The sequence below is a fragment of the Asaia astilbis JCM 15831 genome (genome assembly GCF_000613845.1).
Classification (GTDB): domain Bacteria; phylum Pseudomonadota; class Alphaproteobacteria; order Acetobacterales; family Acetobacteraceae; genus Asaia; species Asaia astilbis.
Map to the genome: position 1 here is coordinate 1 of NZ_BAJT01000014.1, position 22,581 is coordinate 22,581.

22 protein-coding genes, 1 tRNA gene and 2 pseudogenes are annotated in these 22,581 nt (G+C 57.0%); 8 read left to right on the forward strand and 17 right to left on the reverse strand.

Annotated elements, in window-relative coordinates; genetic code table 11:
• From JCM15831_RS18465 to JCM15831_RS10990, 3 genes are all read right to left on the reverse strand, one after another.
• The coding region (locus JCM15831_RS18465) for a hypothetical protein (RefSeq protein WP_035774354.1) at positions 1-304 on the reverse strand (304 nt) is incomplete at its 3' end.
• Between the two features lie 49 nt (positions 305-353).
• Positions 354-728, reverse strand: a complete 375-nt coding sequence (locus JCM15831_RS10985; RefSeq protein ID WP_156938841.1) for a hypothetical protein — start codon at positions 726-728, stop codon at positions 354-356.
• Positions 728-1,507 (reverse strand): HesA/MoeB/ThiF family protein, encoded by a 780-nt coding sequence (locus JCM15831_RS10990; RefSeq protein ID WP_025824305.1) that lies wholly within the window; start codon positions 1,505-1,507, stop codon positions 728-730. The genes JCM15831_RS10985 and JCM15831_RS10990 overlap by 1 nt, the downstream gene beginning before the upstream one ends.
• A 266-nt stretch (positions 1,508-1,773) precedes the next feature.
• Here JCM15831_RS10990 and JCM15831_RS10995 point away from each other — a divergent pair, with 266 nt between their 5' ends.
• Positions 1,774-2,292: a DUF2939 domain-containing protein gene (locus JCM15831_RS10995; RefSeq protein WP_035774365.1), complete on the forward strand. Its 519-nt coding sequence runs from the start codon at positions 1,774-1,776 to the stop codon at positions 2,290-2,292.
• Between the two features lie 59 nt (positions 2,293-2,351).
• Here JCM15831_RS10995 and JCM15831_RS11000 read toward each other — a convergent pair whose 3' ends face one another.
• Both JCM15831_RS11000 and JCM15831_RS11005 read right to left on the reverse strand, forming a co-directional pair.
• Positions 2,352-3,464: a glycosyltransferase family 2 protein gene (locus JCM15831_RS11000; protein WP_084490666.1), complete on the reverse strand. Its 1,113-nt coding sequence runs from the start codon at positions 3,462-3,464 to the stop codon at positions 2,352-2,354.
• Positions 3,465-3,589: 125 nt separating this feature from the next.
• On the reverse strand, positions 3,590-3,814 hold the full coding sequence (locus tag JCM15831_RS11005) for a DUF3126 family protein (RefSeq protein ID WP_025824308.1): 225 nt from the start codon (positions 3,812-3,814) through the stop codon (positions 3,590-3,592).
• Between the two features lie 158 nt (positions 3,815-3,972).
• On the opposite strand from JCM15831_RS11005, the gene JCM15831_RS20340 reads away from it, so the two are divergent.
• Both JCM15831_RS20340 and JCM15831_RS11020 read left to right on the forward strand, forming a co-directional pair.
• Positions 3,973-4,458 (forward strand): hypothetical protein, encoded by a 486-nt coding sequence (locus JCM15831_RS20340; RefSeq protein ID WP_025824309.1) that lies wholly within the window; start codon positions 3,973-3,975, stop codon positions 4,456-4,458.
• Positions 4,459-4,665: 207 nt separating this feature from the next.
• On the forward strand, positions 4,666-5,154 hold the full coding sequence (locus JCM15831_RS11020; protein ID WP_156938850.1) for a hypothetical protein: 489 nt from the start codon (positions 4,666-4,668) through the stop codon (positions 5,152-5,154).
• Here JCM15831_RS11020 and JCM15831_RS11025 read toward each other — a convergent pair.
• From JCM15831_RS11025 to JCM15831_RS11050, 6 genes and pseudogenes are all read right to left on the reverse strand, one after another.
• On the reverse strand, positions 5,135-5,866 hold the full coding sequence (locus tag JCM15831_RS11025; protein ID WP_025824311.1) for a pyridoxine 5'-phosphate synthase: 732 nt from the start codon (positions 5,864-5,866) through the stop codon (positions 5,135-5,137). The genes JCM15831_RS11020 and JCM15831_RS11025 overlap by 20 nt on opposite strands.
• Positions 5,863-6,848, reverse strand: a pseudogene (pdxA, locus tag JCM15831_RS18475) (4-hydroxythreonine-4-phosphate dehydrogenase PdxA). The gene JCM15831_RS11025 and the pseudogene pdxA overlap by 4 nt, the downstream one beginning before the upstream one ends.
• A 68-nt stretch (positions 6,849-6,916) precedes the next feature.
• Entirely contained in the window at positions 6,917-8,317 is a 1,401-nt protein-coding gene (locus JCM15831_RS11035) for a dipeptidase (protein ID WP_025824312.1), read from the reverse strand.
• The gene (locus tag JCM15831_RS11040) at positions 8,301-11,276 is read right to left on the reverse strand and encodes a glycosyltransferase (RefSeq protein ID WP_156938843.1); all 2,976 of its coding nucleotides are present in this window, start codon (positions 11,274-11,276) and stop codon (positions 8,301-8,303) included. The genes JCM15831_RS11035 and JCM15831_RS11040 overlap by 17 nt, the downstream gene beginning before the upstream one ends.
• 18 nt (positions 11,277-11,294) lie before the next feature.
• Positions 11,295-11,795: a protein-export chaperone SecB gene (locus JCM15831_RS11045; protein WP_025824314.1), complete on the reverse strand. Its 501-nt coding sequence runs from the start codon at positions 11,793-11,795 to the stop codon at positions 11,295-11,297.
• Positions 11,796-11,948: 153 nt separating this feature from the next.
• Positions 11,949-12,239 carry a hypothetical protein gene (locus tag JCM15831_RS11050; RefSeq protein ID WP_025824315.1) on the reverse strand — a complete coding sequence of 97 codons (291 nt, stop codon included), beginning with the start codon at positions 12,237-12,239 and terminating at the stop codon, positions 11,949-11,951.
• A gap of 179 nt (positions 12,240-12,418) precedes the next feature.
• Between JCM15831_RS11050 and JCM15831_RS11055 the strand changes: the two genes are divergently transcribed.
• The 4 genes from JCM15831_RS11055 (at position 12,419) to JCM15831_RS11070 (ending at position 14,245) form a co-directional block, all read left to right on the forward strand.
• Positions 12,419-12,760, forward strand: coding sequence for a lipopolysaccharide assembly protein LapA domain-containing protein (locus tag JCM15831_RS11055; RefSeq protein WP_025824316.1), 342 nt, complete (start codon positions 12,419-12,421; stop codon positions 12,758-12,760).
• Positions 12,761-12,791: 31 nt separating this feature from the next.
• Complete coding sequence (gene pyrF, locus JCM15831_RS11060; protein WP_035774355.1) at positions 12,792-13,496, forward strand: orotidine-5'-phosphate decarboxylase; 705 nt, start codon at positions 12,792-12,794, stop codon at positions 13,494-13,496.
• A complete protein-coding gene (locus tag JCM15831_RS11065) occupies positions 13,493-14,137 on the forward strand; it encodes a phosphoribosylanthranilate isomerase (RefSeq protein WP_025824318.1) in 645 nt (214 codons plus the stop codon). Before pyrF ends, JCM15831_RS11065 begins: the two co-directional genes overlap by 4 nt.
• A gap of 17 nt (positions 14,138-14,154) precedes the next feature.
• Positions 14,155-14,245, forward strand: a tRNA-Ser gene (locus tag JCM15831_RS11070).
• Positions 14,246-14,653: 408 nt separating this feature from the next.
• Here the strand turns inward: JCM15831_RS11070 and JCM15831_RS20345 are convergent.
• The 6 genes and pseudogenes from JCM15831_RS20345 to JCM15831_RS11100 all read right to left on the reverse strand — a co-directional run bounded on the left by JCM15831_RS20345 (position 14,654) and on the right by JCM15831_RS11100 (position 21,470).
• Entirely contained in the window at positions 14,654-15,046 is a 393-nt protein-coding gene (locus JCM15831_RS20345) for a hypothetical protein (protein WP_025824319.1), read from the reverse strand.
• Positions 15,047-15,060: 14 nt separating this feature from the next.
• Positions 15,061-16,668 (reverse strand): hypothetical protein, encoded by a 1,608-nt coding sequence (locus tag JCM15831_RS18480; protein ID WP_198024306.1) that lies wholly within the window; start codon positions 16,666-16,668, stop codon positions 15,061-15,063.
• Entirely contained in the window at positions 16,611-17,060 is a 450-nt protein-coding gene (locus JCM15831_RS11085) for a hypothetical protein (RefSeq protein WP_035774356.1), read from the reverse strand. The genes JCM15831_RS18480 and JCM15831_RS11085 overlap by 58 nt, the downstream gene beginning before the upstream one ends.
• An 807-nt stretch (positions 17,061-17,867) precedes the next feature.
• A pseudogene (gene infC, locus JCM15831_RS18485) lies at positions 17,868-18,388 on the reverse strand (translation initiation factor IF-3).
• 196 nt (positions 18,389-18,584) lie between these two features.
• Positions 18,585-20,519 carry a threonine--tRNA ligase gene (gene thrS, locus JCM15831_RS11095; protein ID WP_025824322.1) on the reverse strand — a complete coding sequence of 645 codons (1,935 nt, stop codon included), beginning with the start codon at positions 20,517-20,519 and terminating at the stop codon, positions 18,585-18,587.
• A 39-nt stretch (positions 20,520-20,558) separates the two neighbouring features.
• A complete protein-coding gene (locus JCM15831_RS11100) occupies positions 20,559-21,470 on the reverse strand; it encodes a glycosyltransferase family 9 protein (protein ID WP_025824323.1) in 912 nt (303 codons plus the stop codon).
• Between the two features lie 151 nt (positions 21,471-21,621).
• Here JCM15831_RS11100 and rbsK point away from each other — a divergent pair, with 151 nt between their 5' ends.
• Positions 21,622-22,578 carry a ribokinase gene (rbsK, locus tag JCM15831_RS11105; protein ID WP_025824324.1) on the forward strand — a complete coding sequence of 319 codons (957 nt, stop codon included), beginning with the start codon at positions 21,622-21,624 and terminating at the stop codon, positions 22,576-22,578.
• Positions 22,579-22,581: the final 3 nt, after the last annotated feature.

Below are 22,581 nucleotides of genomic sequence, written 5' to 3' on the forward strand. Positions count from 1 at the left end.
CAGCGACAGCGCCTGCCGCCACGACAGCTTTCCCGGCGTGGTGGCGACCCGAAGGCCGAGACGCCCCTGCATGCGCCTCCGCCGTTGGCTGAGCAGCTTTGTGCTTCTTGCCTGCGGATTTGGTTTTCTTGTGATGGGCGGTGCTCTGATGAGACGAGGTCTTCGCCTTGCCAGAGCCCGCCTTGGCGGCATGTTTGTGATGGTGAGTGGCGTGTTTTGCCGTCTGTGATGCGGCTTCTGCCTGTGCGCCGAGCGGCAACAGAATCGTCAGCCCGATACCAGAGACGATGCGGAGTGTCTTCATGGGTGCATGGGTGCCAAGTTGTGACGCCTTGGGCAAGAGGGCGACGCCACTACAAGCTCAAAATCTGAGCGTCTGCGCTCCGTTCGAGAAAGGTGGTCACACCGCAAATACGCACTTCGGGGCAAAGATCATGTTCCGACAGGCCTGCGGCTTTCACACCGGCCTCACACGCCAGCACCTCGCCCCCAAGCTCGAAAATGGCCGATCTCAGGGTGTCGAACCCGGCCACTCGTCTCTCCTGAAAAACCTGGTTGAGTTCAGCGCCCTCCAGCCCCGACCAGTCGAGACGGAGCGCTTCGACGCTTAACCCTCCTGCAAAAAGAATGACCTCTCGCCCTAGAGCGAGCGCGCCTGCGGCAAGCACAAAAGCGTGATGTGCTCGCTCAAAGGACCGATCCGCCAGAATGATCGCCATCATCCGCATCAGAGTGCTCCCCTCCCGCAACAGGAACACGCCGGATCAGGCGGCAGATCGAAAGAACGAAAAGACGCGTCCAGCGCGCTCCAGACCAGAACGCGCCCTGTCAGACCTTTGCCGAGAGAGAGCAATTCCTTGAGCGCCTCTGTCGCCATCAACGTACCGATCACACCGGTGACTGCCCCAAAAATTCCAGCCTGCCCGCAGCTGAGCGCTGTCGTCTCATCGGCATCGGGATAAAGGCATCGGTAGCAAGGGCCTCCGCTTCGAGGGGAAAACGTGGAGAGCGTGCCCTCAAAGCGCTGAACAGCACCGGAGATGAGCGTTTTGTCCTGAGCCCAGCTGCAGTCTGCCACCGCGTAGCGGGTCGCAAAATTGTCGCACCCATCGCAGACCAGATCGTAAGACCCGATCAGCTCAGGAAGAGTCGTCGCATCCGCCCTCAGAGAGTAGGTCACAATTTCGATCTGAGGGTTCAATGCGGAGAGACGCTTTTCTGCGCTGGCAACTTTCGCCTGACCGATATCGTCACTGTCGAACAAAATCTGACGCTGAAGATTGCTCAACTCGACCCGATCGTCATCGACAAGACCGATACGACCGACACCGGCTGCCGCCAGATAGAGAGCAACCGGGCTTCCAAGCCCACCCGCACCGACGATGAGCACGGACGATTCGCGAAGCTTCGCCTGGCCGACTGCGCCAACCTCCGGCAGCAGAATATGCCGCGAATAACGGTTCAGATCGTCATCAGAGAAATCGAGATCAAAGGATTCGGGCAACATTATGAAGAGGCTTCTCAAAGAAGGAAAAAAACTTCGTTGGATCTCAGGATTCAGGTGACAAAAGCCCCTGCAATCCCATAGCATAAATCCATCAAGTCCAAAAAATTGAGGCATCCGACGCCCGAAACCGCCGTTGTAACAAGCTGACCGTCAGAAATGTGCCCGGGCCGTCCGTTAGCATCCCCATTTGCAAGTGACTGAGAAACCGCCATGAGAAACTCAGCAGGAATGTCTTTCGGCCTTTCAGCCTCTCGGAGCGTGTGAGAGTGCCGTCGCTGAGACGCACGCCTCATCTGGCTGGCGTCTTTTTCGTCGCGATGGCCTGCATCTACGCTGTGTCACCCTATCTCGCGCTGTGGTCCCTTTCATCGGCCTTCAGAAGCCATGACACGGCCACACTCTCTGAACACATCGACTGGAGTGCGCTCTCGACCAGCCTGAAGGCTGATGCAATTGACGCGCTCATCGGTCCGCCTCCTGCCGCAGACGATCTTCCCGATTTTGGAACGTCTTTCGCGTCAGACGCGGTGTCTCACGCCATCGATACGCGCCTCACACCCGAGCTGCTCATGACGATGGCGTCGCAGATGATGCCGGCACCCAAGGCTGCGCTAAGCTTCAGCCTCAGGCAGCTCTATGATCGACTTTCGGCTCATTTTGTCTCGCCTCTCTGCTTCGAGGCTGGCGTCATCACCACGCCCGGACGTCGGCCCACCATCGTTCACATGAAGTTCGAGCAATGGCGCTGGAAAATCACCGGCCTCGACATTCCCAGATCGGTCTAATCGCTCAGGTTGCGTTGAGAGCAGCCTTTCAGACGAAGGGCGTTACGCACCCGTAGCGTTCAACGACGCTGTCTGAAAGCGAAGCCCAGACGACGCGATATCCTCACAACCGCGAAAGGCAGGACCAGCGCCTTACGGGATCTGGAGCGTAAAACGAGCCGAAAAAGACGGAGTCTCATCCGGTCTTCAAAGCGCAGGCGTGTATGTGCGGCAATCACCGTCGCAAACTCATCCAGCATGTCCACCAGCTCGTCACGATGCCGGGCCATTCTGATCTCATGGTCATACCGCGCATAGTAGATCGCCCTGAACGCCTCGCCCGCAATCAGATTACAGAAACGAGGAAAAAGAAGCTCACGTACATAAATACTGCGACGCTCGGTATCTGCCGAAAACAGCAGACAAAGCTTTCGAATATAAAGCATCCGACTACGGCTCATCCGAATGCTGTAGGATGTACTGTTCTTGTTGATGCACCAGACTGTCACAGCCGTAGGAAAGAAATGATTCGTGTACCCGGCCCGAAAGAGCCTCAGGAACAAATCATCATCTTCATAGCCCATAAACTGAGGATCGAACCCGCCAACGGCCTCAAAAGCCTGCCTTGCAATAATCGAAGCAGAAGGCAGGATCATCATATCCTGCTTGAGTAAATCCTCGATCGACTGTTTCGGGTGTTTGCTATGACGCGTTGCAATCGACGTCGCGAGAATATAGCCATTCTCATCCGCCTCCATCAGCTCGCCATAGGCCCAGCCGAAATGGGGATCTCGTTCAGGGACCTGCTGCAAAAGGAGCTCGACGTGATTTCTGAGAAAAAAATCGTCCTGATCGAGAAAGCAAAGGTACTCAGCCTTCGTAAGAGAAACGCCCATATTGCGCGCGCTTCCCTGACCTCCATTTTCCTTGCGATGCACCGCAATGCCCAGCGCATCGGTGATTTCCAGGAGGGCAGCGGACTCTTCTGCCGATGACCCGTCATCGATGATAAGGAATTCGTCGACCGTGACGGTCTGGGCGAGCACACTGCGGATCGCCCGCTCGATGTATCTGGACCCATTATAAAAAGGAATGATGACGGCAACCGAATGACGCCCTGCCTCTGGCAAGCTCTTCGTCGCCGTGGATTTCGCCTTCGTCGTCACAGATTTCGGGCTTGCAGCTCGGGCCATGAAGACGCTTTCCTTTTATCATGCCGATCTCTCTTCGGCGTATCGCCGAAAGATTACCGGCATCACCCCGTCGGGCCGGGTCTAGAAGCACCCTCAGCACACGACGGCGTGAAACTCCAGCATTTTCAGGCTGGAGGGAGGTCTTCCTCGAGCACAGTGATATGGATGGCATAGGACACTTCGCCCTCATCCTCATCACGATGCACCGTACCGATCAGCTCACCATTGACGGCTAGCTCGACCGTATGACCAGCACGTGCCGGCGCATTGACAGTCAGTTGTGCAGAACCGAGCAGACGACGCAGGGTCGTTTGCAGACGGGTAAGCTCCGAAGCAGAGATAGTAGCCATGATGACTCCAGGAGTTTGAAAACCGGAGCGTTCTTTAGAGCATCCCGCGCGTGCGCGAAACCTCCTTAAAAGAAGCTTCTCTCCACTTTACGTGGCCTTTCTGCTGCCATCTTTCCTTCGCAGCCTCTTCGTTCAGCCTGTCCAGATCCGGAATCATCATGCGTTATGTCCTTTTCATTCTTGCGATCCTCGTTGCGGTTACGGGCAAAACGGCCTTCGCTGCCGGCGCACCAGCCCATCTCGCTGCGTCGCTGTCACGCCAGATCTCCAGTGAAGGCGCGCGCGCTGCTGCGTGGCAGCTCACACTGGACCACGGATGGCTGCGGGTGGAACGCGACGTCGCAACCAATAACCCGGCCCTGAAGGCCGCCGAACTCCGCGCGCTCCTCGATCACACACCCAGGCATGAGAGAGAGGCGATGCAACGGGCATTACGCGCTCGCTTGCAGATGAATACCCTGGCAGGGCTTGCGGCTCTCTCCCCGGTAGCACACAGCCCCTATTCCGGCGGCACCGTCTGCGGGGCCGGAGATGCTCACTGGAAACATCGCTTGCAACCGTCCCTGATCGCGGTTCACGACATTACCTATGCTCTTCAGAGAGAAGACTGCCTGAAAGCACTCCATCTGCATTCCAGACATTGAAACGATCTTTAAGAACGGTCACACAGAACTTCTTCGCTCCAGGACAGTTTCCGTCGTAGGTTCACCATCACGAACCCGTGACACACCATGCATCGAGGAATTTCTTTGGCTTCCACCCTGCGCTTCGCTCCGGGCGTTATCGCGCTTCTGAGCCTCTCCGGCTGCGGCTACTTCGACTCTCGGGAAGCCCATCGCGCTCAAATTGCCATGATCGGCATGACATCAAATGATCTTCAGGCCTGCGCCGGTATCCCGGCCTCGACCAAAGTGCTCAACGATACCACGCAGATCTATCAGTACGTGGGAACGATGAATCTCCCAACGGCAAGTGACTCGACGCTCATCCCCATTCAGCAATTCCTGAACATCGCCCAAGTCACCCTTGGCGGCGCAGGGACGAGCTGCAAAGCCGTGATCCGCCTCGATCACGATCGGATTTCGGAAGTGCATTACACCGGCGATGACGATGAGATCATCGGTTCGGACGGCATCTGCTCGATCATCACCCGTGGTTGCGCCAGACAGCCCGAGGCGAGCATGCGCAAGGTCAATGGCGGGCCATTCGGCCCGGTTTCCGCATTCCAGTCGCCTGCCGCGCCGAATCAGAGCACGACGGCCACCTATAACCAGCAATCGGGTCAGACGGTGCCCAATTACACCGATAAGACCAAGCCGGTTATCGTTCCACGGCCCTGAAGACAGCCCCGGTCGCGATCTCCCGCTTCATGCGCGAAATCGCTCCGGGCAGGCCTACGAGAATGGCCTCGCCAATCAGGAAATGCCCGATATTGAGCTCACGCAAACCGGGCAGGCCCGCGACACGACCGACATTGTCAAATGTCAGGCCATGACCCGCGTGGAGTTCAAGCCCGTGCGTTTCTGCTGCCAGAGCACCCTCATAAAGGCGGCGGAACTCAGCATCTTCTGGGTCATGCGCGTAAGCTCCGGTATGCAGCTCTACCACCTGTCCGCCGACCCGGGCTGACGCTTCAATCTGCGCTGGAACCGGATCAATGAAGAGCGACACGCGGATACCGGCCTCACGTAATCTGGCTATCCTGGCCTGCAGATCGGCTTGCTGACCGAGCACGTCAAGCCCCCCTTCCGTCGTCACCTCTTCACGCCGTTCCGGCACCAGACAGCAGGCATGAGGGCGCAGCTCACACGCCATCGCCACCATCTCGTCCGTCGCCGCCATCTCGAAGTTCAGAGGCACCGTCAGCTCGCGGCGCAGACGAATCATATCCTCATCGCGGATATGTCGACGATCCTCACGCAAATGCGCCGTAATGCCGTCCGCACCATGCTGGGCCGCAAGCAGAGCCGCGTCGACAGGGTCGGGATGCGTTCCGCCGCGCGCGTTGCGCACGGTTGCGACATGATCGATGTTGACGCCAAGTCTGATCATGAGAGTCTCTCCTTGCTTGCAACACGCTGCGTTCCCAGATCGCGTGCCATGCTCAGCGCAGCGAGCAGGCTGGCCGGGTCGCAAGGCCTTTCCCTGCAATCGAGAAAGCCGTGCCGTGATCAGGGGATGTGCGGATTATGGGCAGACCGAGTGTCACATTCACTCCCGTCGCCATATCCAGGGTCTTGAGCGGAATCAGGGCCTGATCGTGATACATGCACAAGGCAGCGTCATAGAGCGGTCTCGCCAGATCCGTAAAAAGCGTATCCGGGGGATAGGGCCCGGTCACGTCCACCCCATCACGACGGAGCGCCTCAATCGCGGGCTGGATGATCGTCTGCTCTTCCATTCCCATCACGCCCCCCTCTCCGGCATGAGGGTTCAGGCCAGCCACAGCGATGCGCGGCTGCGCCAGGCCAAAATCCTGACGCAGAGCCTGCGCCAAGGCACGCCCAACCTGCACGATGCGTTGGATCGACAACATCTCAAGCGCGTTACGCAGGCTGACATGGACCGTAACCGGCACGACACGGAGACGGGGTGAGGCCAGCATCATGATTTCTTCACCCGCAACGCCGCAGAGTGAGGCCAGAAACTCCGTATGCCCGGGAAATCCGAACCCGGCCTCCTTGAGAACGAATTTGCTGATCGGATTGGTGACGACAGCCGAAACGCTGCCTTCCAGAGCCAGACGCGTCGCCATCTCGATCGATCCGATAATGCCCGGTGCCATGGCACCATCGGGCTGACCCGGCACCACTGGCTTGGGGAGTGTGATCGGCATGACGGGCACGGCATCCCTGAAAACCGCCGCTGCCTCTTCGGGCGACAGCACGATCCTTACCGGCACCAGCCCCTTCAGGAGAACCGGATCACCGATCCAGAGAAAGGCATCGTTGCGTTCCTGCGATGCCTTCCAGGCGAGAGCTGTCAGCTCGGGGCCAATCCCGGCGGGATCTCCCATCGTGAGTGCAGGCAGCATGACGCCCCTCATCTGTTTGGTTCCAACCCGGGCAGATCGGTTTTGATCTCCAATCGCCCTCAAGGACATCAGCTCCGAGAGAACGCATCCAGAATACGAACCCAGGAACGGATACCCTTATGGAACGACTCAACGCCGTACTGCTCGTTGGGAGAATGAATCCGGTCATCATCCTGAGCAAATCCGACCAGCAACGAGTCCATATCAAGAGCTTCCTTGACCTCGGCCACAACCGGAATCGACCCACCACAGCCAATCGCCACAGCTGGAACGCCCCATTCCTCACTCAACGCCCCCAGAGCGGTCTGAAGCAAGGGGCCATTTTCCGGCACGGCAAACCCTGTGGACGCACCATGTTCGGTAAAGCTCACCTTGGCATCGGAAGGCAATACAGATCGGATATGGGCGCGAAACGCAGCACGAACCGCTTCAGGATCCTGACCGGGAACAAGGCGGAAAGAGATTTTTGCCATCGCCCGGGCGGGAAGCACTGTCTTGAAACCGTCGCCCTCATATCCGCCTGAAATCCCGTTGATCTCGTAGCTCGGACGAGCCCAGATCTGCTCGATAGCCGTGAAGCCCTCCTCACCTGCCGGATGCGTGAGACCGACGGGAGCCAACGTCACGGAGTCATCGGAGAAGATCTTCTGCCATTGGGCCCGCACAGCCTGTGACGGCACAACGACATTGTCATAGAAGCCAGGGAACGTCACGCGTCCCTTGTCGTCGCGTACCGTGCCAAGGGCCTTGCAAAGAAGCTCGATCGGATTGCGCGCTGCGTTGCCGAACATACCGGAATGCAGATCATGAGTCGCACAGATGATCTCGACTTCTTCCCCCACCAATCCGCGCAGGCCGGTCGTGATCGCCGGTGTCTTCCGGTCTGGCATCCCGGTATCGCAGATCAGAGCCACATCAGCCTTGAGCTCAGACGCATTGGCCTTGAGGAACGGCATGAGATTGGCTCCGCCACTTTCCTCTTCCCCTTCGATCAGGAGAGAAACCTTGACCGGAAGCGTTCCATGAACGGCTTTCCAGGCACGGCATGCCTCGATGAAGGTGAGCAACTGCCCCTTATCATCGGAAGCACCACGCGCCACGATAATCTTGCGGCCATCTGCCTCTGTCGTCACCGACGGCTCGAATGGGTCGCTCTTCCAGAGAGTAAGCGGATCGGTCGGTTGCACGTCATAATGACCGTAAAACAGCACGTGCAGCGCTGAACCTGCCTTTGGATCATGACCGACGACCATCGGATGTCCCGGCGTTTCACGCACGCTCGCCTCGAAGCCTAGCCCTGTAAGCTCTGCGCGCAGCCATTCTGCCGCTCTCCGGCAGTCATCAGCGTGCTTCGGTTGTGCCGAAATGCTCGGAATACGCAGCAGGTCGAAAAGACGATCAAGACTCTTTTCGAGGTCCTGATCGACCTGCTTCAATACTGGTTCCGAGCTTTCAGTCACGCACGTCATCCTTGACCTTATCCAGCCCGACGAGACGGGCCAGCGTTTCACGATAGGCCGCAGTCATCGCCGCCGCCTGGCGCGAGGCAGCATCCGCATGACGCCGCCATGTTTCCTCGTCCTGATAAAGCCTGATGATCGCCTCTGCAAACAGCCTTGCATCATGCGGGACTTCGAGCAGCTCCCGGCCAGGCTCTTCCCCTTCAATGACGCAAGGCAGACCGCAAGAGGCCGCTTCAAGACGTTCCAGCGAGACGTGACCCAGACTTTCTCCCGGAGAAATCATGACACGACAGGACGAGGCCAGCTCGGCAAAATCTTTCTGCCCTTCAGTCAAAGGGGCAACATGCCGATAATGCGTGATCATCGACAGATCGAGAGATTGAAGCGTTTCACAGGCAAGGATCAGGCGAGGCGTTTCAGCCAGACGGCCCTCAAGGCGAGACAACACCTCACGCACGAACCATTTCAGGAAGTGCAGCGTGTATCCCGGGGTTGTTGCAGGCTGAGCGGCAAAAAGAAGATCTCGCCTTTGAGCGTACTCAACACCCTGACGCGCGGGCACGTCGTCGCCAAGTACCGTGAGAGTCGTCAGCCCGGCGTCACGCAACAGCGATGCCTGCTCAATGTTTTGTACGACCACGTTACGACAGAACCAGGCGCGACCGACTTCCTCAGCCAGATGCTGTGTCATGACCTCCTCATCGACGAACACAGGAGATTTCCCCGCCCCCTGCTCATCAAGTCGATGTGACACCGTTTCGATTTCACGCAGATCGAGCGTAAACGCGTCTTCTGGAAGATGGCCTGCCTTTTCCTGCATCAGGTCAAAAACGGCGTTGAGCGTAAGGCCGCCGTAGATCCAGACGTGATCGAACCCGCGAACACGCTGCTCGATCAGACGACTCAAAATCTCAAGCCCGCCGCTTCGGTATTCAGTGCTTTCCGGCAGATCCAGCCCTGTCCTGTCATGGGCTCTGGCACCGTCGACAAGAACGAAAACCGTGACCTGACATCCCAGATCGATCAAGCTCTGGCTTAGCGCTTTCAGGCGGGCCCGCTGAGCCGATGCAGAAACCGACCCCGCTCGGGCCAAAATCAGCAGGCGTTTGCCCCAACGCGAGGAACGATAGAGCGTGTCAGCACTTTGGGGAGCCTGAGGGGGGTTGCCCCGCAACACCTCAGCAAAACACCGGCGCAAAATGAGCGCTTCCTGCACAATGGCACTCAGGCGTGCCTTGTTCCGCTCTGGCGCACGCACGGCAAAGCGAGGCTCATAAACGATCCTCCCCTTTGAATCGTTCTGGCGTAAACTCAGCCCCAAAGCTGCCCAGATCGACGTGGGCACGCGCAATTTCTGCAGATCGGGAAGTTGCGTTGGCAGGTCACGAAGTGCGTCGAGATGACAAAGAAGCGCCCCGCCACCTACAGTGTCACAAGGACGAACGAAATCGATTTCCGGTGCAAACGCCTCCATGCCTTCGGCATAAGAGACGCAACTGCCATCGCGAGCGACCATGAGGCCCGCTTCGATGACACGAAGGTCAAAACCCAGGCATTGCGGCGCAACTGCAATAACCCCATCCCGGTCCAGTTGAGCCAGGCCCGCATCCAGCGCGCCATAATAGAGGTGGCACCCAGCTTCGATCAGAAGAACGCGTGGCGCGTCAAGTTGAGGTACAGCACGCTGCCATCCCTGCTGCAACGTTGGGGAGTCGGGTCGCACGACCTCAACGCCGCGAGCATAACGTCCAATCTCGGCAGTCTCATCCTTTGCTCCTGAGTCGATCAGGACGACCTGGATCGTGCCGCGATTACCCTCGTGCAACGACACAAGCGTCTGGAGCAAAGCAAGGAAATCCGAGGGCTGCGCAATGACGACACTGAGCTCGGGTCTCCCAACGTAGCGAAAGTCGAGCGGATTACGGGAGAGCAGCGGAAGGAGCGTCTCCGCTCTTTGTGCCTGCAGTTGAGAGAGCTGACGGAGTGCCGGCGGTTCGACCACCACAGCCTCGACCGGCGAAGCCTGATGCTTCACCAGATCGATAAAGGCATTGTCACAGATCATCTTCCAGGTCGGTACAAAGCCGGGGTTGAGAACAGCCTTGAGCTCCACCCCATCGGCGTGGCTCCGTCCCTCGAACTGGCCGTGATGCACGAAATGATCGTAGCCGTTACGCATGGCTCGAGCACGCACCTGATCGTTCACATCAGGGTAGCGTTCCAGATAGCGCGTCTCGTCGAAAACCGGGTTCGGGTTGTAATGGGTCGGATTTTCGTTGGACAGATAATGATGCAGCGCCGACACGTAGACGCCGCTCGCAATCTGGGGCGCGACATCCTCGTAGGTTTGGAGATACCAGACCGGGTCGAAATACCAGGAAGTACGGAGCTCACGAGTGTCTTCTGACAGGATCAGCCGCGTAAATTCGCCAACTGCCGGATCGTACGGGAGACGCTGTTGCATCACACCAGCCCGTACCAGATCAGGCATCAGAAACGCCGAGCTCGCCCGACGTTCGACCTGCCCTACGGCAAGATAGTGGTCATAGCCATTGCTATAACCCATGTCGCGCACGGCAGCCGGAGTCAGGTCCGGGTTGAGCCGGAAATAATCGCTTTCAGAAAACAGCCAGTGGCATGACCGACCTCGATGCCCGGTCTCGCAATAATGCTGGAATCCTGAATCGAAGACGCCCATCCGGATGCCGCTCTCGACGTCGAAATTCTCGCGACGATACCAGATCTCGTCAAAATAGCGGTTCGGCGAGTGTGCATAGCGTGCGCCATCACGCAGCCAAAATTCGAAAAGACCGCGATCATCGGGCAGGCCACCCGTCATCTCGATCACCGAATCTCCATAGCGTTCACGATACCAGTCGGGGTCGAACATAGCCCAGAGCGGAGTATACGCCTTGGGCTCCTCCCCTGGGCCGAGTGCGCTGATTGTCTCTGATAGCAGATTCATTTTATTAGCCCGGATGTGTCAGGACTGAGCTCGTCTACTTTGCAAGAGCGCCTTGAAGTCAACGGGCTGGATATTGGCGACCGGAAAGCCGGCCTCCCTCACGAGAGTCAAAAGAAGGTGACGGGCAGACGGAAAGAGCTGACGAGGCGCCTCGATCAACAAAAGCGTCTCCAGCAATTCCTGTCGGGCATTCTGCACGGCAAACAGCCCCGAATAGATCATGTCCACTTTATACAGAATCTCAGGCTCTGGCGTCTCTGGCGTAGGCGCCACGCGATACCCCATGCCCTGCATGGCAAGACTGACTTCAAAATTCGGCTGATCTTCGCGCAACTGGCGCGCCGTGACATCGATACGCAAACCGATATGAGGTCGAGGCGGAAGATTGTAGAATACTTCCGGTGCCCCTACCGAGGCGATGCTTGAAGATTTCAGATACTGCGTCCCGGTAACCAGCAATGTCTCCAGCACTTCCTGGTCAGCACGCCCAGTTACGTCCTGGCTTTCCTGTTCCGACATTGCAATCTACTCCCTCAAGTCTTCATGAAGCTTTGCTTAACAGCGCAAAGCATATAGCGCCAAAGCTTGTGTCATGACTTGTGTGACAAGACCAGCCAGCCAAGGCTGAACCGTGCTGGTACGGGTCATTTAAAACGTAATGTCACGCAGTCTTCAAAAGGACGTCGTTCTCAGGAACCCGAGTGCAGGCAAAGGCGTCCAGCTTCTGGGGAGCTCGGCTCGCGCAATCTGCCTCAATTCGTAGCGCAACGGCACCTTTTGCTCCGACGCCAGAAAGTACCGATATTCGTGCACTTGCTGACTTCGCCAGACACGATCGGCTTCAGCCGCTTCCTTGCTCGCATGGACGTTAGCAATACGACTACGGTGACCTTGCCAGGCAATCACGGCCCAGAGCCGATCCGCCTTGGGCAACGGGGACCGAAACATCAATAACTGGGTCATGATGGGCACACCTTCCCTGTCATGGGCCATGCATAGACATCAGCGGATCACGTCTCGCGCTCAATCGTCAAGAAAAAGCAACAAACCTTGCCGCTTATCGGAACCCGGGGTAAGGCGATGCGATCAGTCTACGGCTCGAAATTCTTGCGCCGATAACCCGTTCAAGTGAGGTTTCTCTGATGGTGCGCCTACTCGTTATCGTCGTTTTTCTTGTCGCCCTCATCACATTTGCTTTGAGCAACCCCGACGCCCAGTCACTCTGGATCGTTTCTCTAAGCTGGCAACTCTCTGCGGGCACGCTGGCTTTGGGCCTTGGCGTCGGCAGTTTCCTGCTCGGTGGTCTGGTCATGTTTATCGGAGAAGTGAAGCAGCGCTCGCGCGCGAGGAAAGCCGAACAACAGGTGCGCTCCCTCGAGAGTCAGGTGTTGGATCTGCACCAGCGCCTCGACCGTCTGAACCTCGCGGCCGAAACCAACCGTCCAAGCCACGAAGCTTCGGCCACCTCGCCCGTGACCCCCTGACACCCTCTCAATCTGCCCTGAGTAAGACATCATGAAACGCACACGCCTGATTGCCGCCCTGGATACGCAAACTCTCGACCAGGCTCGCGACTGGGCTGAAACACTTGATGGTACGGTCGATGCCATCAAGCTGGGTATGGAGTTCACCTATGCGCAGGGTCTTTCGGCCGTGCGCGACCTTGCCAGAAACCGGACTTTGTTTCTGGACCTCAAGCTGCATGACATTCCCAACACTGTGGCCAAAGGTCTCGCCAGCCTTGCACCGATCGGCGCCTCGCTGCTGACCATTCATGCAGCAGGCGGCTCTGCCATGATCCGGGCCGCGCGTCAGGCGATCGATGCGACATATCCGCCTCTCCATCGCCCCGTTCTGCTGGCCGTGACGGTTCTGACAAGTCTGGACGCCCCGTCGCTCAATGACATCGGAGTGCCGTCCTCGCCGCGTGAACAGGTTCTACGCCTCGGACGTCTCGCCATGACAGCAGGAGCAGACGGTCTGGTCTGTTCGGCCGAAGAGATTGCTCCCTTGCGTGATGCTCTGGGAGAATCACCGACACTGGTCGTGCCGGGCATACGGCCTGAAGGAGCGGCAGCTGACGACCAAAAGCGTATCATGACCCCACGCCAGGCGGCGCTGGCTGGTGCGGACTGGATCGTCGTCGGGCGACCCATCACTCAAGCAGCCGACCCCAAGGTTGCGGCTGAGGCAATTCAGGCCGAACTCGCCTCGGCATGAAGTCCAAGGTCAAGATATGTGGCCTTAGAGACGAGGAAGGACTGCAAGCAGCCTGTGATGCAGGCGCTGACTGGATCGGTTTCGTTTTTTTCGCCCACTCGCCGCGCTTTCTGACACCGGTTCGTGCGGCCTCGCTTCTTGAGCGTTACACGCGCACGATGCCCCAGATTGTCGGCCTCTTTGTCAAAGCCAGCGACGACGTCATTGCCGAGACCCTGAGCTCGATAAAGCTCGACATTCTTCAGATCTATGACACGACCTCTCGGGCACGTGAAATAAAAGCCCGGTTCGATCTCCCTGTATGGCGCTCCTGCGCTGTCGAGACCGAAATGGATCTCCCGACAGAGACAGATCTGGACGGCTACGTCATCGAACCGCGTCAACCAAGCGACGCAACCCGGCCTGGCGGCAATGGTGTGCGCCTCGACTGGTCCCTCCTCAGTCACTGGAAGGCACCTGCTCCCTGGATGCTGGCTGGCGGTCTGAACCCCGGCAATGTTGCTCAGGCTATCAAGGCCAGTAACGCATCCGCTGTCGATGTTTCATCCGGCGTCGAGATCGCGCCCGGAGACAAATCCCCCGAATTGATCCGAAACTTCATCAAAAACGCCAGAAGCACTTGCGCGGCAGACCAAAACTGATATGTTCCGCCCGCGCTGGAGAGATGGCCGAGCGGCTTAAGGCGCACGCTTGGAAAGCGTGTGTGCGTTAATAGCGTACCGTGGGTTCGAATCCCACTCTCTCCGCCACCACCCCACTAAAATCGATCAAGTTATGAAGCTCGCATATTTGAAAGCGAGGGGGTCTCCAAACCTTTCTCAACTTTGAAAAAGCGTTCCTGCGGCGCTGTCACATGACCTCAGTCATGTCAGCTACGGCCCAATGAGCCCACCGCCTGGAGCAACAAGAGACACCGTTTCTCATTGCCCTGATGAGCGCATACGGTCGGTCACCATTCGTCATTTTCTCTGAGAGCTCGCCTTATCAAGACGCTCTCCACACTTTCTCAGTGTCCCTTCACAAAAGGTAGGGCGCGAGAGCCTGACTTTACGTTAAGTGATCGACACAAAAAATGGAGTGACGTCTTACCATCACCCCATTTCCTTTGATCTGATCATGAGGGCCGCTTCTCGCCCCCGAGCGATGATGAACAGCGATTAGCTGATCGTGAAATCTGATACCTTGAGATCTGTCACCCCGAGGAACGTTATCTTGGCCGTACCGTCAATCATGACTGACGTATTGCCACCAGAGACAGTGGCCGTATTCAAAATGCTCTGGGCCGCCGCATTCGAGTCGGCTGGCTTGTAATTATACAAGAAGAACTTGTTGTCCGCGGCTCGGAAATCAGTGATCGTGAAATTGCCAGCCGTGTGATTAACGAGCATTCCGAACAGGTTTCCTGCACCTGTGCCACCTGTAACCGTCGCTGCAGCTGTCGCTCCATCGACACCCTGGAAGGCCGTACCAAGGTAGAACTGATCGGAAGCCGAGCCACCGATAACTGTCTGTGAGCCTGCCCCGGTCCAAGCAGAGAGACCACCAGCCACGTTCCGGCCATCGATCAGCTGAGTGCCGGTCGTGTAGGCTGGTTTGCTGTGAAAAGCAGACGTGAAGGCGAGCTCAACGTCGCAGTCAGCTGATCTGCACCGAAAATTGTCGCGCTACCGGCAGAAATCGTCGTCTGACCCGTTCCCGAAATGAAGTTGAGGGCGCCCGTGACGCTGATATTCTGATTGCTTCCATGAACAACTTCGAGATCGCCAGCGGCTGTGATCGTATCACCTTGCGTACCAGTCACAGTTGCCGAACCCGACGTGACATTAACGACGGAAGACGACCCACCGAAAACCGAGCTATTATCACCAACCGTGATCTTGTTTCCTGTCGAAAGATCAATGACTGCCGCATTCGTCTTAAGATTAGCCGTTGAATTCCCACCTTGGAGCGACACAGTGTCAATGGCTCCGGCAGCGCCGTAAATAGTGTCGGTACCGAGCGACGTGACGTAATTGTTGGAACCACCGAGATAAATCAGGTTACTCCCTGCTCCACCTGTGATCGTGTTGGTGCCATTCGCGCCGTAGATTGTGTCGTTGCCCGCACCAGTGGCAATGCTCCAGTTTCCCGTCGAGCCTGTTGCATTGAAAACGTTATTGCCCTGCGTTCCGGCGAAGCTTCCTGAGCTATTCCCAACCTTAACATTGGAGCCGTATTGGTTGCCCGAAACAATGTTAAGATTACTTGCCGTGTTTTGGGTTGTGTCGAGCGTTACAGCCCCTGTCAGGGTTTCAGAGCTTGTTGAGGCAATCACGATGTTGGAGTAGTTCCCGGAGACACCGTAGCTACCCGCCGTATCAATGATCGCCTGCGAAGCCTTTTGGGACGAAACGAAGCTATTTGAACCTGGCGTCAGGATAGAGTTGTCGAGCGTCTCGGCCGCAATCAGCGACTGCAGGCTCGATGCGTAGCTTTTAGCCATCGTTCCAGCAGTGTCACCGGACGTATAGGGCACATAGACAGTGTTATTCACACCTTTTACGACGATGTTAGGCATGGTGACCTCTTCTGAAGCTGCTGTTGAAACGCTGGTATTGCCGGTGCCCTCTTTCGGCGTCATCGTGACGATCGGAGCAGTCCGGGATAGGTCTGAATATGATACTGTTTTGGATGTATCGTAAGTAAGCGTTGGGTCTTCGACGTTGTAATTACCGGTAACGTCCGTTGAAAGTCCTGTACCTATTGATTCAACGCCAATATACATTCCACTAAGATACCAGTTGCTCAGATCTTCGAGCTGTCCGGCTAGATCCGGATACACTGTGACCATTGCTTTGATGGCTGCCATCAAACCCTGGTTCAAGTCGATCGTCGTATTATACATGACGCCATCGGTGGAGGCATCTTTCGGGTTAATATAAGCCGCTTGCGATCCTGAGACGTTATAGATCGAGCCTCCGAGTGATTTCGGAAAACTGGCGTAGGCTTGCGGGATTCCCTTGTAATCGACGCTTTCAAACTGAAGAAACAGTCCAAAGCTCATTGTGGCGCTATGGAAATTGATCGTGAAATTGACGCCAGCCTGATAGACACCCGTGGTGCCTTGGTAGCCGCTTATGCCTTGAGCAAGGGACGCCGTAAGCTGGTGATTAAATGAATATTGGCCGTCCACCGCTTGATGGCAGAGATCTGCACGTCGAGAAAATGACCGCCCTGAGCAGCCATCTGATAAATGTAATGTCCGTTATCTGGATCGCGGAAAACATTATACGAAGTCTTTCCAGAGACGGACGTAGACGATCCCTGAGTCCAATGACCAACGGAATAACCAAAATTGTTATCCCAAACCTGAGTTCCATCTCCAGCCAACGGATCAAGTGCTGTGGCGCCGTTCCACTGTATTACGGCCCAGTCTGGCGATACCCCACCGTCAAGGTCGGAAATGGTATCGTTATAGACGATCTGACCATTGTCCACGTCCTGAGTGTTCATTTGGAGGTTAGGGCCATTCACACTTGGGTTGGTGTAAATGTCCGTCAGAGTCTGCTGGCTATTGGTGGTCATCTTAAATCCGACTCTCTATCAGCAATGGAGGCACTTGCGCGCTCGACAAGGAGTAGTTTGCAACTGGCGCCTTTAAATTCTCTTAATTCGGACACAAAATCATCACCGAAACGTGATCTGCATTTATATGCCATTACTGCAACGACACTCGAAATAACCATGTATAATTCTCTTATATTATATAAATAATATGCGTATTATTGTTATTTTAAAAAGATTAAGCGAAAGTTTCCGAGTATATCGAAATCATCAGGTTACAAATGTCAATTTTCGTCAAGAAATAGAAAAGGAGCTATCAATGAGCATTAAAAGACATCGCGTATATTTCAGGATATTTTAGGCACATTAAAAACGAGTAGTGTAAATTTGGGGTTGGTATTTGACGTAAAATCCAAGAATAAATGATACCGATTTCGTCTCAATTGTTGATTTCGCAAAATTTTGATAGTGAAAAAAGTCGTCTTTGACCCGATTCGAGGAATTTTTACGAACCGAAAGTCGAAATTAGGTCCTGAGAGGCTCATCTCATACCCCGGAACGACCCAGCCTCTCTCAGGTCTCGGTAGTTACGGTCTCCTAGAACGGATAACTGAGAATCACGAAGACCCATTAGCACAGCCACATAACCGGGCTCATTCTGCAACTACTCTCATTGACTGGTTGGATGGCCCATAGATGGACAGACTGCCGTAAGCGCAGAACAGGTCAGTACGCGCATTCGCATACAGGTCACGCTGACGGCACAAAAAAACCCGGCAGAGCCGGGGTTCAAGTGGACGTCATCACGTCTCGCTAGAGCGCAGAGGCTCAGCGCGGTGCAAGCACCATGATCATCTGGCGGTTTTCGAGCTTGGGCATCTGCTCGACCTTCGCCTTTTCTTCCATCTCGATGCGGATACGCTCCAGCATCTTGATACCCAGTTCCTGATGAGCCATTTCACGGCCCTTGAAGCGCAGGGAAACTTTGACCTTGTCGCCCTCGGCAAGGAAGGAGTTCATGGCGCGAAGCTTGACCTGGTAGTCATTTTCATTGGTGCTGGGACGCACCTTGACTTCCTTGATCTCGATAACCTTCTGCTTTTTACGTGCCTCGTTCTTCTTCTTTTGCTGTTCGTATTTGAACTTGCCATAGTCGAGGATCTTGACCACCGGCGGCTCAGCCGTCGGGCTGATTTCCAGCAGGTCGAGCCCGACCGAATAGGCGCGAGCAAGAGCGTCGCGTGTTGTCATGACGCCGGCCATTTCGCCATCGGCGTCAATCAAGCGCACCTGAGGAACACGGATCTCCTCGTTAACTCGGGGCCTTCACGGGTAGGTGCGGCCTGCATCGGTGGTCTAGCTATGGTCGTCTCCTGTCGACGTTTTCGAACAATCTGCTTGTCGGCGCTTCAATACGCAGAACGCGATCAGATATTTCATCACCGTAGCGTGATGAAATAAGGACCTAGCTTGCGGCGACGCCGGTGCCCCGACATAGGCGCGGAACTCCGGAATTGCAAGGTTTTCGCGCTGAGTCGCACCAAATCAGCCGCGCGCGCGGCGCATGTCCGGTGCCTGAGCCTCAGCAGCCAAAAGCGACAGCGTATCGTCGAGAGACAGAATCTCCTGAGCGGCCCCTCCGAGGCGACGAAGCGCGACTTTGCCTTCTTCCGCCTCGCGACGCCCAACCACAAGGATCACGGGCACACGGGCCACTGAATGCTCGCGGATCTTCGCATTGATCTTCTCATTCCGACCATCGACGTCGACCTGAAGACCAAGATTCCGCAACTTCGCAGCAACTTCCTGCGCGTAAGGCTCAGCATCAGTCACGATGCTGGCGACAACGACCTGAGTCGGTGCGAGCCAGAGCGGGAACTTGCCAGCGAACTGCTCGATCAGAATACCGATGAAGCGCTCGAAGCTGCCGAGAATGGCACGATGCAGCATCACCGGACGGTGCCGGGCACTATCCTCACCGATATAAGAGGCATCGAGGCGCTCCGGCAGGATATAATCGACCTGCAACGTCCCGCACTGCCAGTCACGACCGATGGCATCGGTCAGCACGAATTCGAGCTTCGGCCCGTAAAACGCTCCCTCGCCCGGATTCGTCTCGAAAGAGACGCCCGCAAGACCGCAGGCCTCCTTGAGCGCTGTCTCGGCCTTGTCCCAGGTTGCATCATCCCCGGCACGTGCTTCCGGACGATCGGAGAATTTGACGCGGAAATTCTCGAAGCCGAGATCGCGATAGACTTCGTCCAGCATGGCGACAAAAGACGCCGTCTCGCTCGCAATCTGCTCTTCCGTGCAGAAGACATGGGCATCGTCCTGCGTGAAGCCACGCACACGCATGATACCATGCAGGGCGCCAGACGGCTCGTAGCGGTGACAGGCCCCGAATTCAGCCATGCGCAGCGGCAATTCACGATAAGAACGCAGCCCATGGCGGAAGATTTGCACATGGCATGGGCAGTTCATCGGTTTGAGAGCGAGGGTCTTGTCCTCGTCTTCAACCGTCGCGATGAACATGTGCTCGCGGTACTTGTCCCAGTGACCTGAAGCTTCCCAAAGCGCGCGATCTACGAGCTGGGGCGTCCGGACTTCCTGATAGCCATGACGGGTCTGAAGACGACGCATGTAATCTTGCAGGACCGTGTAGAGACGCCAGCCCTTGGCGTGCCAGAAGATCTGGCCCACGGCCTCTTCCTGAATATGGAAGAGATCCATCTCACGACCGATCCGGCGGTGGTCGCGCTTCTCGGCCTCTTCCAGCTGGAGCAGATAGGCATCCAGCTCTTTCTGATCACGCCAGGCAGTGCCGTAGATGCGCGTCAGCATGGGGTTGCGATGATCGCCACGCCAATAGGCCCCCGCGACTTTCATGAGCTTGAAGGCCGTACCGATATCGCCCGTACCGCGCATATGCGGACCACGGCACAGATCGAGCCATGCGCCCTGACGATAGATCGAAATAGTCTCGCTCTCGGGCAGATCGCGGATCAGCTCGGCCTTGAAGCGCTCACCCTTTTCTTCGAAGAAAGCAATGGCCGCGTCACGGTCCCATTCCTCTCGTTCGAACGGCGCATTGGCTGCGATGAGCTCACGCATCTTGCCTTCGATCGCTGCGAAGTCTTCTGGCGTGAAGGGCTGATTGCGGAAAAAGTCGTAATAGAACCCGTCCTTGATCGACGGACCGATGGTCACCTGCGTGCCGGGCCAGAGCGCCTGAACGGACTCAGCCAGCACATGGGCCGTGTCATGGCGGATCATTTCAAGGACGATATCGTCCTTGCGCGTGATGAAGCGGATCGCGGCGTCTTCGACAATCTCGGTCGACAGATCGACCAGTTTGCCATCAAGGCTCATCGCAACGGCAGCACGCGCCAGACCGGGACCGATCGAAGCCGCGACTGCCGTGCCAGTCGTGGCACCGTCGAACGTGCGAACGGAACCATCGGGCAGGGTAATGGCAGGCATGGACTTGCGCTCCTGGCGTAAGAAGTAGGTTGAGTTGCTCTAATGGCCCCAGTTCAGGCAGGCCGCAACCCTGGAAACGCTGAGCTGCCTCAGATCATCTTCTACAAGAATCCGGACCTGACCCGGCCGCACACCATTGGGAGCGGTCAGACGGGGGTTGCTCTCTCCCGAAAACAGCACAAGCGAGGGACATCCCATCGCAGCCGCAAGATGCATCGGGCCTGTATCATTCCCGATTGAGAAAGCAGCGCGAGCCAAGACCCCACCCAAGTCGAGAAGGGTCGTCCGACCTGTCAGGTCCGATGCGTCAGGAACACGCGCGACAATTTCCGCCGCAAGCGAACGCTCTGCCTTGCTCCCTGCAATGACGATGCCCAGCCCCTGCTGCTTCAGGATCTCTGCAAGCGCTGCGTAATAATTGACAGGCCAGCGCTTGGCTGGACGATGCGGCGCCGCCCCTGGAACCAGCACCGCATAGGGGGCGGCGAAATCGGGGCCGCATCGACGGAGCCATTCAACATCGACTGACGCAATTTCAGGCACCCCAAGGCGCGCCAACTGTTCTCTCTGACGCGCCACACTATGCATGGCATCGCGATGCGGATTGTCGTGAGGAAACGTCCCACCCCGTGCAATGCCACTCCAGCGCTTCTGTCCCGCCAGACGGAAATATCCCGTGCTCCGCGTCGAAGTCTGCAGATCGATCACAAGATCATATCCCCTCACCTGTCGCCTGAGGGCCAGCATCCCTCGCGGATCGGTCCAGCGCGGCCGCTCATCTACGACAACGTCATCGAAGAAAGGGCTGGCCTCAGCCAGCTCGCGAAATGGCGCGGTGGTCAACAAGGTTATTTTGGCTTCAGGCCAGTGCGCCCGGATAGCAGCAAAAGGCGGAAAAGCCTGAATAACATCGCCGAGCGCACCAAGCTTGATCACGAGAATACGAAGCATAAGAAGTCCCTGAGCCCTGATCCGGTCATACGGCGTTCGATGCGACGCTCGCCACTTCGCTGGATGGTATCGCCTGCCAGCCTGACGCTCTAGCCGAGCTCGCGTTGCGATGATACGCCAGCTCTTTCTTCTGCAGGCTCGGAAGGCCATCATGTCCGACAGGCATCCCCAGATACTCTCCTTCGGTAGCGTCAATATCGACATCACTGCGCGGGCCGAACGCATTCCGCATCCCGGCGAGACAGTGCATGCTGAAAGCTACGCCACAGGGCTCGGTGGAAAAGGCGCAAACCAGGCTGCTGCCGCCGCCCGTCTGGGACAAGGCTGCGGGCTGCGTGTCGGCATGGCCGGTCGTACGGGCATCGATCAATTCGGAGCTCTGGCGCGCACTCTGCTCACGCCCTTTGGCGTCGATCTTTCCGCGCTGCGCGAAGATAGCGCCCACCCGACCGGCGTGGCACTCATCACGGTCGATTCAAAAGCAGAAAACATCATCACCGTAGCGGGAGGCGCCAATATGGCGCTGGACCTGACAGATATCGATGCTCACCGCGCACTGATCGAGACTGCCTCAACGCTGCTTCTACAGCTCGAAATACCCCTCGATATCACGATCGCCGCTGCCGAAACGGCAAGGCGCGCCAACACCCTAGTCATTCTCGATCCGGCTCCGGCACCTGCTCAAGGTCTGCCCAAAGCGCTCTGGCAGGCGCTCGACGTCGTTACCCCCAATGAAACCGAGACACATCTTCTCACAGGCATCTTCCCCGAAAGCCAAAACGAAGCGGCTCAGGCCGCGCTCAAGCTGCAGGAACTCGGCGCCACCCATGCGCTAGTCAAAATGGGCGCGCGGGGTGTCTATTACCGCAGCGGCTCGGAAGAGGGATTTGTGGCGCCTTACAAGGTCAAGGCAATCGACACCGTTGCAGCCGGCGACTGCTTCAATGGAGGGCTGGCCACTGCACTCAGCCTCGGCAAGCCTTTCGCCGAGGCTGTCCGCTACGCTGCCGCCAGCGGTGCTCTTGCCACGACACGCCTTGGGGCAGCCGAATCGGCTCCCAGCTGGCAGGAGGTCATCACCTTGGTCGAAACAGGAAAATCTGACTGAATT